Origin of the sequence: Pseudomonas sp. 30_B, assembly GCF_017491605.1 — a bacterium.
GTDB lineage: Bacteria > Pseudomonadota > Gammaproteobacteria > Pseudomonadales > Pseudomonadaceae > Pseudomonas.
The window spans coordinates 1-16054 of the sequence record NZ_JAFGYY010000023.1; the positions used below are offsets into that span (position 1 = coordinate 1).

The following is a 16054-nucleotide window of genomic DNA, read 5'->3' on the forward strand; positions in this document are numbered from 1 at the left end:
CAAAAGGGACTCGCCCGAGGGGGCGAAACGAAATCTCTCAGCACACGCCGAAGCGGCGCTGGAACACCCATACCCCACAACGGCGGATAACGCCTTAGGCGTTATCCGCCCTACGAAAGGCGAGAGCATCGCGGACAGAGTCCGCTCCTACGCAAGCTCATTGCCCGCCTCGCGCCGGCAGACCCAAGCCAATCACTTGGCCTTGTAGATGATCCCCGGACTGCACTGAACCATCTGGTAATGCTCCGGCAACGCATTGAGCGCCTCGGAGGCGCCGAGGAACAGGTACCCACCCGGCTTCAGCGTGGCATGGATGCGCAGCAGGATGTCGCGCTTCACCTCGGCGGAGAAATAGATGAGCACGTTGCGGCAGAACACCATGTCGAACTTGCCCAGGGTGGCGTAGCTGTCCAGCAGGTTCAGCGCGCGGAACTCCACGCGGCTCTTCACCGCCGGCTTGACCGTCCAGCGCCCCGGCGTCTTCTGGACGAAGTAGCGGGCCAGGCGCTCCTGGGACAGCCCCCGGCCAATGGCCAGGCTGTCGTACTCGCCCGCCTTGCACGCGGTGAGCATGGAGCCGGAGAGGTCGGTGGCGACGATCTGCACGCCCGCCTTGAGCTGGCCGAGGTTGGTGCGCTCGAACTCGTCGATGGACATCGACAGCGAGTAAGGCTCCTGCCCCGAGGAGCAGGCCGCCGACCAGATGCGCAGGCGCTGCCCCGGCGACGCCTTGATCATCTCCGGCAGCACGCGGTTCTTCAGCACCTCGAAGGGATAGGTATCGCGAAACCACAAGGTCTCGTTGGTGGTCATCGCATCCACCACCTGCTCCCGCAGCTGGCTGCGCATCTGGACTTTCTGCACCAGCTCGCCGAGGGACTTGATGCCCTGCTGCTCCATCAACTTGTTCAAGCGGCTGGAGACCAGATACTGCTTGTTGGCGCCCAGGAGGATGCCGCAGGTCTTCTCCAGGAAATCCCGGAACAGCTCGAATTCAGCATTGGTGGATGTCACAGATAGACCTCTTTACTCGTGGACGGTTGCCGCCTCCGTGGCGGCAACCGTCTGACCGGTGTTCCAAAAACCATAGTCGAAGACCAGGGTCCGGGGCGGCACCGGCGCCGCCCGTTTTTCCCGCGGCGTCAGACCGCCGTGCCGTCCACTGCCTTGATCCGCTCCGCCACGCGGGCGGCCAGGTCATCGGGACGGAACTTGGCGAGGAAGTCGTCGGCGCCGACCTTCTTCACCATGGCCTGGTTGAACACCCCGGACAGCGAAGTATGCAGGAGAATGTGCAGGTCCTGCATGCGCGGGTCGTGACGGATTTCTGCCGTGAGCGTGTAGCCGTCCATTTCCGGCATCTCGATATCCGAGATGACCATCAGCAGATCGCTGCCCGGATGCCCGCCCGCCTCCACCATCTGCCGCAGGTAGTCCAGCGCCTGGCGGCCATCGTTGAGCGCCAGCACTTCCACGCCGACGGTTTCCAGGCAACGCACCAGTTGCTTGCGCGCCACCGAGGAATCGTCCACCACCAGCACGCGCTTGCTCACCGCGCGGGCCTGGGTGTCGGCATCCAGCACGCCTTCTGAGATGTCTTCCGAAGTCGGCGCCACCTCGGCGAGGATCTTCTCCACGTCGATGATTTCCACCAGTTGGTTGTCGACCCGCGTGACCGCCGTCAGATAGTGGTCGCGGCCGGTACCCTTGGGTGGCGGATGGATCGACTCCCAGTTCATGTTGACGATGCGCTCCACCGAATGCACCAGGAAGCCCTGCACCTTGGTGTTGTACTCGGTAATGATCACGAAGCTGTTGCCGATGTCCCGCAGGGCATGACGCCCCGTGGCCAGCGCCAGATCGAGGATCGGGATGGTGCCGCCACGGATGTTCGCCACCCCGCGCACCACCTGGCTGGATTTGGGCATCACGGTCAGGCGCGGGCACTGCAGTACCTCTTTCACCTTGAACACGTTGATCCCGTACAACTGGCTGCCGTTCAGCCGGAACAGCAGCAGCTCGAGACGATTCTGGCCGACCAGCTGCGTACGCTGGTTGACTGAATCCATGACTCCGGCCATTGAGCCTCCCCTGCACGCAACGCCACCTGACCCGTCAGGCGGCACGACCATTGCTTAACCCGTTGCATGAAACAGGCAACGACATTTTTCCGACAGCTCCGAAGCGCGCGCGACCTGATGGCCGCCGTGCTCGGGGTGTGCGCTGCGCTCGCCGCCGGCCCCACGAGAGCCGAGGGCTTTACCGCGCCTGAAATCCTTATCGGCTCCACCCAGGGCTTTCTTGAGTTCAAAGTCGAAGATTATCTGCAGACCAGCGGAATTGAAGCACGCTACGAAATCGAAGTGGCGCGCATCGATCCCCGCCTGCGCCTGGTGCAGTGCGACAAGGGCTTGACGCAGGCCCTGGAAAGCCCGGCGCAGCCGGTCGGGCGCGTCACCGTGCGGGTGCGCTGCGACGGCAGTTCGCCCTGGACGGTGTTCGTACCGGCCACGGTGAAGCTGTTCCGCCAGGTGGTCGTCACCACCCTGCCACTCAAGCGCGACCATGTCATCGACGCCGCCGACATCTCGGTGGTGGAACGCGACGTCGGCCCACTGAAACAGGGCTACCTGACCGACCCGCAACAGGTGATCGGCCTCAAGCTCAAGCGCGCCACGGTGAACGATCAGGTGCTCGCGCCGGTCTTCCTCGAACAGGCCGAAGCGATCCGCAAGGGCGACCAGGTGGTGATCCGCGCGCGCACCAGCGCCGTCAACGTGGTGATGCCTGGCGAGGCGCTCTCCGACGGCGTCCCCGGACAGCAGATCCGCGTGCGCAACCTGCGCTCGCAGCGTATCGTCAAGGCGCGCGTGGTGGAGCCCGGAACCGTCGAAGTCAGCCTGTAGTAAGCCGAGTCTGGCATGATGGGCGCAGCCTTCACTAAACTGTGCTCGGGTGCGCAAAAAATCGGCCTAAAGTTTTCCGCCAGCCGGCCGAAAAGCTTGGCAAGCGTCCAAATACCTCCAGAGGTTTTCAACATGGTTATCGACTTCAACCGGCTGAATCCAGCCTCTACGCCAGCGACCACTGGCCGTAGCGGAGCTGCGCAGAACGGTCGCAGCGAAGCCCCGGCCGAGTCTGCCACCACCAGCGCCCCGACCCGGAGCGGCGAATCGGTGCAACTCAGCGATACCGCCCAGCAGTTGCAGAAAGTCAGCGATCAGCTGAAGGATCAGCCCGTGGTCGACAAGGAAAAAGTGGCCCGCCTCAAGCAGGCGATCGCCGATGGCAGCTACCAGGTCGACAGTCAGAAAGTCGCCAGCAAGCTGCTCGATTTCGAATCCCAGCGCTGACCTACGCGTCGCGCCGGGGACCAGCCCGCAAAAGTGCCGAGCCCAAGATGTCCGATGCCCTGCTTTTCCTGATCACCGGTGACATCGACGCAGCCCGTCAGCTGCTGCAGCTGATCGACGACGAATACCAGGCGCTGCAAGCGCGCGATCTGGCGCAGCTGCAACAGCTGCTGGAACGCAAGGTACCCTTGATGCAGCAGCTCGAGCGCAACGGCCGCGAACGCGCCACCGCCCTGCAACAGGCCGGTGTCAGCGTTGATCGCCAGGGACTCGAGCAATTCGCCCAGCGCAGCGGCAACAGCGAGTTGCTGGCGCGTGGCGATGAGCTGGGCGCCCTGCTCGACCAGTGCCAGGACGCCAACCAGCGCAACGGCCGGATCATCCGCGCCGGCCAGGCCAGCACCGGCCGCCTGCTCGACATCCTGCGCGGGCAGGACACTCCCAATCTCTACGACCGCCGCGGCAGCTCGACCCAGAGCAGCCGGCAGCGTCCGCTCAGCCAGGCCTGAGCACTGGCCTGACGGCCCGCCTTTGGGCACAATGCCAGCATCGGCATCGCCCCGTGCCAACGCCATAACAAACATAATCTAGATGGAGACTTGCGGACCGTGGCCAACCTGTTTGTCGAGGAGAACGGCCCTCAACCACCGAAGATGCTCAAGGCCCCGGTGGAGATCCATGCCTGCCTGCGCACGCTCATGGACAGCCACGATCCCCTGCTGCTCACCTTCGAAGGCCGTACCCAGCGTTTCCAGAGCTTCGTTGTCGAGGTCAACCGCGAACGCAACCTGATCGCCCTGGACGAACTGATCCCCAACGACGGCGAACGCTTCCTGCAGAATGGCGAGCCGTTCCGCATCGAAGCCTTCCATGACGGCGTGCGCATCGCCTGGGAATCCACCCAGAACGCCTATTTCGCCGAGATCGACGGCGCCCGTTGCTACTGGCTGCCAGTACCGGCCGAGGTGCTCTATCACCAGCGCCGCAACGCCTTCCGCGCCAGCGTCAGCCAGAGCCAGCCGGTAACGGTGGAAATCGCCGGCGACAAGCTCAAGGTCCCGCTCAAGGGCAGCCTGATCGACATTTCCGCCACGGGCTGCAAGGTGCGCCTGGAAGGCGACGTCAGCAGCCGCCTGCAACCGGGCCAGGTCTACGAGCGCTTCACCGCCCGCCTGCCCATCGGCGCCATCACCCTGGAGGTGGAGCTGCGCCACGTGCACTTCGAGGAAAAGGTCGGCGTAAGCTTCGCCGGCCTGCGCTTCCAGCAGGTCAGCGGCCTGGTCCAGCGCAACATCGAGCGTTTCGTCTACCAGCTGCAGCGCGAAGCCCGGCGCTTCGAAAAAGACGAGCTGTTCTAGCCCGCCACGAGAGTCGGGCGGCAACGCTTTGCCGCCCTCACCCACGGCCCTTATGCGGGCCGGCTTTCCTCTTCCGCTTCCGGCGCCGACACCTTGCTGTCGGTGCCTTTCATCTGTTCGGCCACCGCCCGGTCATCGACCCGCGGGTCGAGCGCCGCCGAGAGCGGCGACGAGACCATGCTGTCCGGCGTGGCCACGTGCTTGACCGGCGCCTCGTCGACCCGGTGCATGCCGCTGACCTTCTCCGGCTGCACGCGCCAGATCAGGATCAGCGAGCAGGCGCAGACGAAGGCGTAGAGCATGTTCGGACCGAACAACTTCATCAGCGCGCCGGCCGCCAGCGGCCCGATGCAGGCGCCAACGCCGAAGGTCACCAGCAGCATCGCCGTCAGCGACACGCGGCGGTCGCCTTCGACGTGGTCGTTGGAAAACGCCACCGCCAACGGATAGAGGGTGAACTGCACCAGGCAGACCAGGAAACCCGCCGGCAACAGCAATACCAGCGGCAGCGACATATCCGGCAACGGCAGCATCGGCAGCAGCGCCAGCGGCAGTGCGAAGAGCAGCAGCAGGATCGCCGCGTTGCGGATCAGCACGGCGCGGTCGTAGCGGTCCGAGAGCCAGCCCAGCGGCCATTGCACCAGCAGGCCGGCGAAGATGCAGCCGCCCATGAACAGACCGATCTGCTCGGTGGTGAGCCCTTGCTGCGAGGCGTAGAGCGGCGCCAGGCCGTAGAAGGCGCCGATCACCAGGCCCGACACCAGCACCGTGGTCAGCGACTGCGGCACCCGCTTGAGGAAGAAGCGCGGCTCCAGCGGCGCCGGACGCAGCGGCGCGGGGTGGACCTTATGGGTGATCGCCACCGGAATCAGCGACAGGGCGAAGCACAGCGCGATCATCATCGGCAGCTCCGGCCCCAGCCCCGGATGCACGACCAGCACCAGTTGGCCAAGCACCAGGCCGAGGTAGGACGACACCATGTAGCCGGCGAATACCAGGCCGCGCTGGCGCGCCTCGGCCTGCTCGTTGAGCCAGCTCTCGATGACCATGTACTGGCACATCATGCCCAGGCCGATGGCCGTTCGCAGCACCAGCCAGAAGCCCAGCCAGGGCAACAGGCCGATCCCCAGCACCGCCGCCGTCACCAGGCCGCCGCAGGCGACATAGGCGCGGATGTGGCCGACGCGGGCGATCAGCCGGTGGCCGATCTTGCCGCCCAGCACGAGACCGAGGTAGTAGGCCGCCATCATGGCGCCGATCCACAGTCCATCGACCTTCTCCGCGCCCAGGCGCAGAGCGAGGTAGGTACTGAGCAGACCGGAACCGGTCAGGAGCATGACAGCGGCGAAGTACAGAGCGCGAAAAGCGGTGACGATCCGGAGCATCGGACCTCCTGGCCCAGAACAACCCCGGGACGGTCCCCGGGCGACGGAAAGCGGGACTTGCGGTGACACCTTAGAGCTTGCCAGACGGCGCGTCGAGAGGGCTGCCGGGCCTGGAACAGAGCGGGTCGCGGAGTGCGCTGCCGGGCATCCTGAAGGATGACGACGGGATGAACGAGGATGGGTTGGAGAACGCTGGAAATGGCTGCCGATCGCAGCTGCGCCCATACCGGCGCGCAGCTCTGTCGGCGTGCCCGCGCGTCAGGCCTGGGCGGCCAGCACGCGGCGCTCCCACGGGGTGATTTCGTCGAAGAAACTGGTCAGCTCCATCGACTTGGTCGCCGTGTAGCCATCGATGAACTCGTTGCCGAACACCTCGCGCGCCAGCTGGCTGCGCTTGAGGCGTTGCAGCGCGTCATACATCGTGCATGGCAGCAGCAGGGCTTCGGGCACCTCGAACTCGCCCTGGATCGCCTCGGTCGGCTCCAGCGCATGCTCGATGCCATGCAGGCCGGCGGCGAGGCTGGCGGCAATCGCCAGGTAGGGGTTGGCGTCGGCGCCCGGCAGGCGATTCTCCACCCGACGAGCCACCGGCGCACTGGCCGGAATGCGCAGGCCGGCGGCGCGGTTGTCATGGGACCAGCAGGCGTTGTTCGGCGAAGCGTAGGGGTGGCACAGGCGCTGGAAGGAGTTCACGTTCGGCGCGAACAGCAGGGTGAAGTCCGCCAGGCACGCCTGCTGGCCGCCGATGAAGTGACGGAAGGCCGGCGTGGCCTCGCCGTTGGCGTCGGTGAAGATGTTGCGGCCCTCGCCGTCGACGATGCTCTGGTGGATGTGCATCGAACTGCCCGGCGTCTTCGCCAGCGGCTTGGCCATGCACACCACGCTCAGCCCGTGCTTGAGCGCGACTTCCTTGAGCAGGTGCTTGAACAGGAAGGTCTGGTCGGCCAGCAGCACCGGGTCGCCATGCAGGAAGTTGATCTCGAACTGGCTGGTGCCCATCTCGTGCATGAAGGTGTCGCGCTCCAGCCCCACTGCCGCCATGCAGCGGTAGACATCCTGGAAGAACGGACGCAGTCCGTTGTTGGAGGACACGCTGAAGGCCGAGTGGCCGATCTCGCGGCGACCGTCCGGACCGAGCGGCGCCTGGAAAGGCTCGTTGGCGTCAGGATTGGGCGCGAAGACGAAGAATTCCAGCTCGGTGGCCACCACCGGGCTCCAGCCGCGCTCGGCGTAACGCGCCAGCACACGCTTGAGCAAGCCACGGGTAGACAAGCCGGAGGGTTGGCCATCGAGCTCGACCGCGTCGCAGATGGCGAAGGCGCGGGGTTCGTCGCTCCAGGGCAGTCGATGAATCTGGGTCGGTTCGGCGACCAGGGCGAGGTCGCCGTCGTCGCTGCCATAGAACCGCGCGGGCGGGTAACCACCCATGATGCACTGCAACAGGACGCCGCGCGCCAGCTGCAGGCGGCGGCCGGTGAGGAAGCCTTCCCCGGTCATCACCTTGCCACGCGGCACCCCGTTGAGGTCGGGGGTGACGCACTCGATCTCTTCCACTCCAGCCAAGCGTTCGGCGAGCGGGATTGCTGGATCGCTACTCATGACTTCTTATCCTTGTTCTTCTTGTCCCTGTTACAGGACGCCGCGCGATGCGCGCGACCCCGTACAAAATACGCACCGCTCGTTCGATATTTCAAGCAGACCCAGCGGGAAATACGGAATTCCCCTGTAGGAGCGCGCCATGCGCGCGAATCGCGGGCATGGCCCGCTCCTACAGGGCCAACTCAATAATCATCCCGCTTGCGAAACGCCCAGCGCCCGGCCAGCCCGGTAAAGCTGGCCACCAGCACGACGAGAATCCAGAAACCTTCCGGGTCACTGGAAAAGGGAATGCCGCCAACGTTCATGCCGAAGAAGCCGGCAATGATGTTGATCGGCAGCGCCAGCACCGTGACCACGGTGAGGGTGAACAGGGTGCGGTTGCTCTGCTCGTTGATCTTCGCGGCGATCTCTTCCTGCAGCAGCTTGATGCGCTCGCCCAGGGCGGTGAGGTCGTTGATCACCAGGGAGAATTCCTCGGTGGCCTCGCGCAGCACACGCACGTCACCCTCCTTCAGCCACACCGGCGGGCGGTTGAGCAGGCGCATCAGCGAGCCCGGCTCCAGCGCCAGCAGGCGTTGCAGGCGCACCAGCACGCGGCGCATCGCGCCCAGGTCGGCACGATTATCGGAAAGCCGCGCTGACAGCAGCTGATCCTCGATGCGATCCACGCTGATGCTGGTCTCGCGCAGGATGCGAGTGAGGATGTCGCCCTGGTCGCGCAGCAGGTGTACCAGCAACTCCAGCGGCGAGCGGAAGCGCTCGCCGTGCTTGACCGAGGAGCGCAGGGTGTCGACCGAGCGCAGCGGCTGGGCGCGAGCGGTGACCAGCAGGCGGCCACGGGCACAGACCCACAGGGTAGAGACGTCCGAGGACATGCGGCTGCCGAAGTCGAACACCACGTCGTTGACTACCGCCAGCAGCGCACCGTCGACGTGCTCGATACGGGTGGAGCGCGAGCCTTCGCGCAGGGTCTCGAAGAAGTAGTCGGGCAGCGCCAGGTGCGACTTCATCCAGCGCTCGCAGGCCGCGTGCGCCAGGTTCAGGTGCAGCCAGAGGAACTCATCTTCCGCGCGCGGTTCCCGCAGGCGCTGCAAGGCGGTGGGCGAGTCGATCTCCAGGCCGGGCTGGTCGGGACGGAAGCTGAAGCCATAAAGCAGGCCGAACAGGTCGGAATCCTGGTGGCTCTGGACGATGCTGTGGTTCATGGGACTCCGTGCACGCAGGTGGAAGGTGCGTGTAGGAGCGAGCTTGCTCGCGAACCGCATAGCTCCGTGCCGTGCAAGTTCGCGAGCAAGCTCGCTCCTACAAAAAGCGAATCCGCGTCAGCCGGTAGTATCAGAACCCGGTGAAAGTCAGATGACAGACCCGTGTCAGCCGAACAGCGCGGCGACGGTACGTTCGCCCAGCTCCGGGCCGACGCTCATGCCCACGCCGGTATGCATCAATACAGCCGTGACGCCATCCACCGCGTGCAGCACCGAGAACGGTCCCGGCCCGCGCGCGCCATAAACGCCCTGCCAGCGCTCGACCACTTCCACGCGCATGCCCAGGGTGTCCTCGGCCAACGCCAGCATCAGCTTATCCACAGCCTCCGCGTTGAACGGTGTGGCGTCGCTGCCGTAGTGGTGCGAGTCGCCGATGATCAGCTCGCCATGGGGCGTCGGGCTGATCAGCAGGTGGATGCCGTGCGCCTCCAGCTCCGGCGTCTCGCGGCGGATCTGCGCGCGGATCGCCTCGGCTTCCGGCAGGTCGGCGAAGGCACCGTAGTGCACGCAGCTCAGCCCGGTCAGCACCGCGTGCCCCAGTCCGAAGTCGACCTGCGGACGCGCGCGCAGCATCTGCAAGCGGCACACCTGCGGCTCCAGCGGAGCAATGGTCTCGGCCAGCAGGGTTTGATAGTCGTGACCGGAGCAGACGATCACCTGCCCTGCGGTAAAGCTGCCCGCCGTGGTATGCAGCACGCCGGCGTCGACGTCCCGCACCAGGGTGGAGAAATGGAACGCTACGCCGTACTCGCGGCGCAGGTAGTCGATCAGGGCCGGCAACGCCTCGCGGGAATACAGCTGCTGGTCGTCGAACCCCAGTAGCGCGGCGCGGTGGTGGCGGAAGTGGCCTTGGTAGAGGTCATTCAGTTCGCTGCCGCGCAGCAGGCCCACGCGGTAGTCCAGCTCCTTGGCGCGGCCGGCGCAGAAGACCTCCAGCAGGTGCTCCTCGGCTTCGGTGCGGGCGAACAGCAGCGAGCCGTGGCGGCGCAGGGAGAACCCGGCCTGCTCGGCCCAGTGCGCCCAGATCGAGCGGCTGGCCCGCGCCAGGTCCGACATCACGCCCGGCGGCTGACCAGTGACCAGGGCCTGGCCGAAGTTGCGCACCGAGGCGCCCAGAGGCGTGGCGGTCCGCTCGAAGACGCGCACGGACAGGCCGCGGCGGGCGGCGGCGTAGGCGTGGGAAAGGCCGAGGATACCGGCGCCGACGATGGCGACGTCGCAGTGGGTCTGGGTCATGGGGAAATCCTTCTTGCGAGGTGCCCTTCGCACCGGCCGCGCAGATTGCAGCAGGCGCGAGGGTTCAACGATGTTGCCCGGAGCAGCGCCCTCTTCCCGCTGGAAAGAGGGCTCATGCGCTTACTTCTGCGCAACCTTCTCCGACTTGCCGTCGTAGCGCTTGCGCCACTCGGCGAGGATCTCGTCGCGGTTCTTCGAGGCCCAGGCGAAGTCGTTCTTGATCAGGCGCTGCTCGTAGTCGGCCGGCAGTTCGGTCTGCGGCTTGGCGATGCCCGGCTGGGCCAGCACGGCGAAGTTTTCCTTGTACAGCTCCATGGCTTTCGGGCTGGCGGAGAAGTCGGCGAGCTTCTTCGCCGCGTCTTCATGCTGGGTGCCCTTGACGATGCCGGTGGCTTCGATCTCCCAGCCCAGGCCTTCCTTGGGCAGGACGATGTCCAGCGGCGCGCCCTGGCGCTTGAGCTGCACGGCCGGGTACTCGAAGGAGATGCCGATCGGGAACTCGCCGGCAGCGGCCAGCTTGCACGGCTTGGAGCCGGAGTGGACGTACTGGCCGATGTTCTCGTGCAGGGCGTCCATGTAGGCCCAGCCCTGCTTCTCGCCGAAGGTCTGCAGCCAGGCGGAGACGTCGAGGAAGCCGGTGCCGGAGGACGCCGGGTTGGGCATGACGATCTTGCCCTTGTACTCGGGCTTGGTCAGGCCCTGCCAGCTCACCGGCTTCTCCAGGCCCAGCTTCTGCGCCTCGACGGTGTTGAAGCAGATGGTCGCTGCCCAGACGTCCATGCCCACCCACGCCGGCGGGTTGGCGGGGTCGCGGTAGTTCTTGCCGATGGCGTCCAGGTGCTTGGGCGCGTACTTCTCCAGCATGCCCTGCGCATCGAGGATGGCCAGGCTGGAAGCAGCCAGGCCCCAAACAGCGTCGGCCTGCGGGCGATCCTTCTCGGCCAGCAGCTTGGCGGTGACGATACCGGTGGAGTCACGCACCCACTTGATCTTGATGTCCGGGTTCTCGGCTTCGAAGGCCTGCTTGTAGGCGGTCAGCTGTTCCGGCTCCAGGGCGGTGTAGACGGTCAGCTCGGTGTCGGCGGCATGGACCTGTGCGGCGAAACCGGCAACCACGGCGGCGGCGAGGGCAAGACGTTTGAACATGTGGAGCTCCTTGGCAGTGTCTGTTGGTTGATTCCCCTTCGGGCCAGCGCAAGCGCTGTTCGCGATGAGGCTGCGTCCCGCGTTCGCGGGGATGACGATCAGTACGGTTGGTGTTCAGCGAGGTGCAACGGGAAACCGGGCATCACTTCCTCCAGGCCTGGGAGCGGCGCAGCAGGCCGCGCGAGGCGCCGGCCAGCAGCAGCGACACGGCGGCGGAAGTGAAGAGGATCAGCGTGGACATGGCAGCGGCACCGCCGACGTTGCCGGAGTCGTCCATGTTCAGCACGGCGACGGCGGCGAGGATGGTGTCCGGGTTGTAGAGGAAGATCGCCGCCGACACCGTGGTCATCGCCGAGACGAACAGGTAGCGGATGATGTCCAGCAGCGCCGGCAGGCAGATCGGCACGGTAACGCGCAGGTAGTGGCGCCACAGCGGCATCTTCAGCGACAGCGCGGCGGCCTCGAACTCGCCGTCGAGCTGGCGCAGCGCGGCGGTGGCGGTCATCTGCGCGGTGGTCAGGTAGTGGGCGATGGTGCACACCACCAGCAGGGCCATGCTGCCGTAGAACACATGCAGCGGGTTGCCCGGCAGGTTGAAGAAGAAGACGTAGCCCAGGCCCAGCACCAGGCCGGGGACGGCCATGGGCACGAAGCAGAGCATCCGCAGCAACTGGTTCAACCATGGCTGCTCGCGGGTCTTCTCCATCAGGTAGGCGCCGGTGAAGATCATCGCGCTGCCGATGATGGCGGTGCAGGCGGCCATGGTCAGGCTGTTGCGGTAGGCCAGCCAGCCGCCGCCGGCAGTGGTGTCGAAGTCGTAGTGATGCAGCGACAGCGACAGGTTGTACGGCCAGAACTTCACCAGCGAGGAGTACACGGCCATGCCCAGCACGCCCAGCAGCACCGCGCAGATCAGCAGCACGATGGCGAGGAAGGCGGCATCGCGGCGGCGTGATGGCTTGGGATGGTAGACCTGCGCGCGGCCGCTCATGGCCTCGCGCTGGCGCAGGCGCAGCCAGGTGTCCACGGCAAAGCTGAGCAAGGCCGGCAGCAGCAGGATCATGCCGATCTGCGCACCACGGCCGAACTGCTGCTGGCCGACCACCGCCTTGTAGGCTTCCAGCGCCAGCACCTGGTAGTCGCCGCCCACCACCACCGGAACGCCGAAGTCGGTGATGGTCAGGGTGAACACCAGGCAGAAGGCGGCGAACACACCCTGCCGCGAGGCCGGCCAGGTGATGCTGCGGAAGGCCTTCCACGGACTCGCGCCCATGCTGGAGGCGGCGTCGAACAGGCGCGCGTCGGCCAACGACAGCGCGGACAGCAGGATCATCAGCGCGTGGGGAAAGGTGTAGATGGCTTCACCGAGGACGATGCCCCAGAAGCCATAGATATTGTCCGGCACCCAGCCGCGCAGCAGGCCCTGGTTGCCGAACAGGTAGATCAGCGCGATACCCGGCAGCATCGACGGCGCCAGCAGCGGCAGCAGGGAAATCCCTCGCCACAGGCCCTTGGCCGGAATCAGCGTGCGCTGCAGGGCATAGGCGAACGCATAGGCCAGCGGCACCACGATGGCGGCGACGCTCAGCGAGACCTTCAGGCTGTTGCCCAGCAGCCAGTGGAAGTTGTCGCTGCGCAGCAGCTCGGCCATGGCGGCGACGCCACCGCCCTGCCCCGCCGCGCTGCTGAAACCGCGCCAGAAGATGGCCAGCAGCGGCAGCAGCACGGCGACAGTGAGCAGCACCAGCAGCAGGCATTTGCCACCGCGCACGAACAGGCGATCACCGAGATCGCTACGGAGCTTGCCGGCGGACAGCGCCGGATTGTGATTCACCACGGCATCCATCTCAGGCGAACACCTGCAGGCTGCGCGGAGGAAGGGAGACCCAGACATCCGGGGAGCCCAGGCGCGGCATGTCCTCCGGCGCCAGCTCGGCCAACAGCGGGTGGCCCGGCAGTTGTTCCAGCTCGAAGCTCATGCGGCAGCGGTTGCCGAGGAAAGTGATCTCTCGGATCTGCGCGCGGAACAGGTTTTCCTGGTGCACCACCGGGTTCACGCTGATCGCTTCCGGGCGGCAGAACAACCGGCCCGAAGCGCTCGCGGCCTGCCCCTGCAGGCGCAGGTTGAGGCTGCCGACACGGGCATGGCCATCGCTGCCGCGCTCGAACGGCAGCCAGTTGCCCTGACCGACGAACTCGGCGACGAAGGGCGTCGCCGGGGTGCTGTAGATCTCCTGGGCGGTGCCGTACTGCTCGATGCGCCCGTGGTTCATCACCGCGATGCGGTCGGCCATCAGCATCGCCTCGTCCTGGTTGTGGGTGACCATCACGGTGGTGATGCCCAGGCTCTTCTGCAGTTGGCGCAGCTCACCGCAGAGGTGCTCGCGGACGCGGGCGTCCAGCGCGGACATCGGCTCGTCGAGCAGCAGCAGCGACGGGCTCGGTGCCAGCGCACGGGCCATGGCCACGCGTTGCTGCTGACCGCCGGAGAGCTGGCCGGGATACTTCTTCTCGCTGCCGGAGAGGCCGACCAGTTCGAGCATCTCGGCGACGCGGCGGCGGGCGTCGTCCTTGCTGACGTTGGCCAGGCCGTAGGCGATGTTCTGCTCGACGGTCAGGTTGGGGAACAGCGCGTAGGACTGGAACAGGATGCCGTAGTCCCGCGCCTGCGGCGGCAGCAGGGAAACATCTCGCGGGCCCAGGTGCAGGGCGCCCTCGTCCTGGCGCTCCAGGCCGGCGATGCAGCGCAGCAGCGTGGTCTTGCCGCAACCGGAGGGGCCGAGCAGGCAGACCAGTTCGCCCGCCTTGACGTCCAGCGACACGCCGTCGAGGGCGACGAACTGGCCGAAGCGCTTGCGGATGTGGCGTACGCTGAGCGGCGTGCCGGCGATGGTCGTGTGCATGGCGGTACCTCGTATTCCTGTGGCTCACGTTGCCGTGGGCGGCGACGTGACTTGACGAGGTTCATGCTAGGGAGGGATTACGACGGCTCTGTTGCGATGACTAAAAGTGCACCGATAGATCCATAGGCAAATTTTGGTATGGGGGCGAAAAAAATTACGAATGGGGCAGTTTGTCTCGCAACAAGGCGAGAGGCGAATCGCGGGCGGAGTCCGCTCCTACAAAAGCCGCGCAGATTTCAGGTTTGGGTTTTCTGCGCCGCTTCGGCGTGTTTGGATGCTTCTTGTTTCGCCCCCTCGGGCGACCTACTTTGCCAAACGACGCAAAGTAGGCAAAAGTCTCTGCCCCATCATCCGGGTCCCGCTTCGCGGGACTTCCCTCGCTCCATCGAAGTTTCAGGGGCACGCGTCGACGGGCCATCCCTGGCCCAACGACGCTCTCGCGGCATCCATGCCGCTCAACCCCTGAAACTCCGATTCCACTCGGCCTCCTGAAGGGGCGCTCCGGCGTGTGCGGCAATTTTTCTGGAAGTCTCCAAAGCCAGAGCCGAGGGTGCTCTTCGTAGGAGCGGACCTTGTCCGCGAAATCCATCGCGGATGAATCCGCTCCTACAGGAACGCGCCAGTGCTATGCGCCCGCGTAGGAGCGGACTCCGTCCGCGATGTCCTTCGGATATGCAACAAAAGCCACCCACGTGGCACTGACTCACCGAATCACGTCTGCGCCAATCCCAGAAACGCACTCGGCAACCGCGCCTGCCGCCGGTCCTTCAGGCAATACAGGTACTCGTCGATCCGCCGTGCCCCGATGATCTCCAGCACACACAACTGCGGATTATCCGGCACCTCCTGACGGGCAATGATGCTCACCCCCAGGTTGCGGATCACCGCCTCGCGGATCGACTCGCGGCTGCCGATCTCCAGCATCGAGGCCGGCGTCACACCGGCTTCCAACAGCATCGCCTCGGTGAGCTGGCGGGTGGTGGAGCCGGCCTCGCGCATCAGCAGACAGTGACTGCGCAGATCACCCAGGGCCACCGACTGTTGCATCGCCAGCGGATGGCTGCGGTGCACCGCCAGCACCAGCGGATCGCTGCCGAGCACCACACGGGTCAGGCGCGCATCGTCCACCTGCTGCGAGGACGCCGCCAGGTCGACCCGGCACTCCACCAGCGCTTCGAGCACCTGTTGGGAGTTGCCGATCTCCACCGACACCTCGATCTGTGGATAACGCTCGCGGAAGGTCTTGATCAAACCGAGCACGTAATAAGGAGAGGTGGCGCCGATGCGCAACGCGCCCTGCATCTGCCCGCAGTTGCGCAGGTAGAACTCGATGTCGGCTTCCTGCTGCAGCAACGTCTCGACCATCGGCAACAGACGGGCGCCCTCGTCGCTCAGGGTCAGGCGGCGGCCGCCACGGTAGAACAGCTCCACCGCGTACTGGCTTTCCAGGTTGCGGATCTGGGTTGTGACGGTGGGCTGGCTCAGGCCGAGCTTCTTCGCCGCCTGGGTGATGCTGCCCAGCTTCGCCACCCGATAGAACGCTTTAAGTTCCGCACTCAGCATCCGCTAGACTCGCTCGTTGGTAGAAATCATCGATACGCTTCCAGGCTTTGCCAGCCCTCTGAGACGAGGACTGGCCGCATACCGGCCGGGATCAGAGCCGCTCTCATTATGAACTGCGGCGGGCCCACATGGTCGCCATGGGACAGCACCTCGACGATGGTGCATTGGCGCACTCATCGCCTTCCGATGATGGCCGCCCTTTCCATCGGCCCTGCAAAAACAAAAGGCCCGCGAGTGCGGGCCTTG

At 65.7% G+C, this 16054-nt stretch carries 14 protein-coding genes; 4 read left to right on the forward strand and 10 right to left on the reverse strand.

Features of this window, described 5'->3' with window-relative positions; all coding sequences use genetic code 11:
• Window positions 1-192 precede the first annotated feature (192 nt).
• Together cheR and J5M67_RS21620 are read right to left on the reverse strand one after the other, a co-directional pair.
• Window positions 193-1014: a protein-glutamate O-methyltransferase CheR gene (gene cheR / locus J5M67_RS21615; RefSeq protein ID WP_207887372.1), complete on the reverse strand. Its 822-nt coding sequence runs from the start codon at window positions 1012-1014 to the stop codon at window positions 193-195.
• A 128-nt stretch (window positions 1015-1142) separates the two neighbouring features.
• Entirely contained in the window at window positions 1143-2081 is a 939-nt protein-coding gene (locus J5M67_RS21620; RefSeq protein WP_207887373.1) for a chemotaxis protein CheV, read from the reverse strand.
• Window positions 2082-2147: 66 nt separating this feature from the next.
• On the opposite strand from J5M67_RS21620, the gene flgA reads away from it, so the two are divergent.
• The 4 genes from flgA to J5M67_RS21640 all read left to right on the forward strand — a co-directional run bounded on the left by flgA (window position 2148) and on the right by J5M67_RS21640 (window position 4711).
• The gene (flgA, locus tag J5M67_RS21625) at window positions 2148-2906 is read left to right on the forward strand and encodes a flagellar basal body P-ring formation chaperone FlgA (protein ID WP_243434807.1); all 759 of its coding nucleotides are present in this window, start codon (window positions 2148-2150) and stop codon (window positions 2904-2906) included.
• A 132-nt stretch (window positions 2907-3038) separates the two neighbouring features.
• Window positions 3039-3353 carry a flagellar biosynthesis anti-sigma factor FlgM gene (gene flgM / locus J5M67_RS21630; RefSeq protein WP_207887375.1) on the forward strand — a complete coding sequence of 105 codons (315 nt, stop codon included), beginning with the start codon at window positions 3039-3041 and terminating at the stop codon, window positions 3351-3353.
• Between the two features lie 47 nt (window positions 3354-3400).
• A complete protein-coding gene (locus tag J5M67_RS21635) occupies window positions 3401-3862 on the forward strand; it encodes a flagella synthesis protein FlgN (RefSeq protein WP_207887376.1) in 462 nt (153 codons plus the stop codon).
• A gap of 99 nt (window positions 3863-3961) precedes the next feature.
• A complete protein-coding gene (locus J5M67_RS21640) occupies window positions 3962-4711 on the forward strand; it encodes a flagellar brake protein (RefSeq protein ID WP_207887377.1) in 750 nt (249 codons plus the stop codon).
• Window positions 4712-4761: 50 nt separating this feature from the next.
• Here the strand turns inward: J5M67_RS21640 and J5M67_RS21645 are convergent, their stop codons facing one another.
• The 8 genes from J5M67_RS21645 to J5M67_RS21680 form a co-directional block, all read right to left on the reverse strand.
• On the reverse strand, window positions 4762-6096 hold the full coding sequence (locus J5M67_RS21645; RefSeq protein WP_207887378.1) for an MFS transporter: 1335 nt from the start codon (window positions 6094-6096) through the stop codon (window positions 4762-4764).
• 258 nt (window positions 6097-6354) lie between these two features.
• The gene (locus J5M67_RS21650) at window positions 6355-7593 is read right to left on the reverse strand and encodes a glutamine synthetase family protein (RefSeq protein WP_207887447.1); all 1239 of its coding nucleotides are present in this window, start codon (window positions 7591-7593) and stop codon (window positions 6355-6357) included.
• A 284-nt stretch (window positions 7594-7877) separates the two neighbouring features.
• On the reverse strand, window positions 7878-8900 hold the full coding sequence (locus J5M67_RS21655; protein WP_207887379.1) for a transporter: 1023 nt from the start codon (window positions 8898-8900) through the stop codon (window positions 7878-7880).
• Between the two features lie 165 nt (window positions 8901-9065).
• Entirely contained in the window at window positions 9066-10196 is a 1131-nt protein-coding gene (locus J5M67_RS21660; RefSeq protein ID WP_207887380.1) for a TIGR03364 family FAD-dependent oxidoreductase, read from the reverse strand.
• A gap of 120 nt (window positions 10197-10316) precedes the next feature.
• Window positions 10317-11342: a putative 2-aminoethylphosphonate ABC transporter substrate-binding protein gene (locus J5M67_RS21665; RefSeq protein WP_207887381.1), complete on the reverse strand. Its 1026-nt coding sequence runs from the start codon at window positions 11340-11342 to the stop codon at window positions 10317-10319.
• A gap of 142 nt (window positions 11343-11484) precedes the next feature.
• Window positions 11485-13188, reverse strand: a complete 1704-nt coding sequence (locus J5M67_RS21670; RefSeq protein ID WP_207887382.1) for a putative 2-aminoethylphosphonate ABC transporter permease subunit — start codon at window positions 13186-13188, stop codon at window positions 11485-11487.
• A 1-nt stretch (window position 13189) separates the two neighbouring features.
• Entirely contained in the window at window positions 13190-14245 is a 1056-nt protein-coding gene (locus tag J5M67_RS21675) for a putative 2-aminoethylphosphonate ABC transporter ATP-binding protein (protein ID WP_207887383.1), read from the reverse strand.
• 711 nt (window positions 14246-14956) lie between these two features.
• On the reverse strand, window positions 14957-15808 hold the full coding sequence (locus tag J5M67_RS21680) for a LysR family transcriptional regulator (RefSeq protein WP_207887384.1): 852 nt from the start codon (window positions 15806-15808) through the stop codon (window positions 14957-14959).
• Window positions 15809-16054: the final 246 nt, after the last annotated feature.

Excerpts from the sequence above, each read along its gene's own strand:
- J5M67_RS21665 (WP_207887381.1), bottom strand. The coding sequence starts at position 11,342 with ATGTTCAAACGTCTTGCCCTCGCCGCCGCCGTGGTTGCCGGTTTCGCC.
- J5M67_RS21635 (WP_207887376.1), top strand. The coding sequence starts at position 3,401 with ATGTCCGATGCCCTGCTTTTCCTGATCACCGGTGACATCGACGCAGCC.
- J5M67_RS21645 (WP_207887378.1), bottom strand. The coding sequence starts at position 6,096 with ATGCTCCGGATCGTCACCGCTTTTCGCGCTCTGTACTTCGCCGCTGTC.
- J5M67_RS21670 (WP_207887382.1), bottom strand. The coding sequence starts at position 13,188 with ATGGATGCCGTGGTGAATCACAATCCGGCGCTGTCCGCCGGCAAGCTC.
- J5M67_RS21655 (WP_207887379.1), bottom strand. The coding sequence starts at position 8,900 with ATGAACCACAGCATCGTCCAGAGCCACCAGGATTCCGACCTGTTCGGC.
- J5M67_RS21675 (WP_207887383.1), bottom strand. The coding sequence starts at position 14,245 with ATGCACACGACCATCGCCGGCACGCCGCTCAGCGTACGCCACATCCGC.
- J5M67_RS21650 (WP_207887447.1), bottom strand. The coding sequence starts at position 7,593 with ATGACCGGGGAAGGCTTCCTCACCGGCCGCCGCCTGCAGCTGGCGCGC.
- J5M67_RS21680 (WP_207887384.1), bottom strand. The coding sequence starts at position 15,808 with ATGCTGAGTGCGGAACTTAAAGCGTTCTATCGGGTGGCGAAGCTGGGC.
- J5M67_RS21660 (WP_207887380.1), bottom strand. The coding sequence starts at position 10,196 with ATGACCCAGACCCACTGCGACGTCGCCATCGTCGGCGCCGGTATCCTC.
- J5M67_RS21620 (WP_207887373.1), bottom strand. The coding sequence starts at position 2,081 with ATGGCCGGAGTCATGGATTCAGTCAACCAGCGTACGCAGCTGGTCGGC.
- flgA (WP_243434807.1), top strand. The coding sequence starts at position 2,148 with ATGAAACAGGCAACGACATTTTTCCGACAGCTCCGAAGCGCGCGCGAC.
- flgM (WP_207887375.1), top strand. The coding sequence starts at position 3,039 with ATGGTTATCGACTTCAACCGGCTGAATCCAGCCTCTACGCCAGCGACC.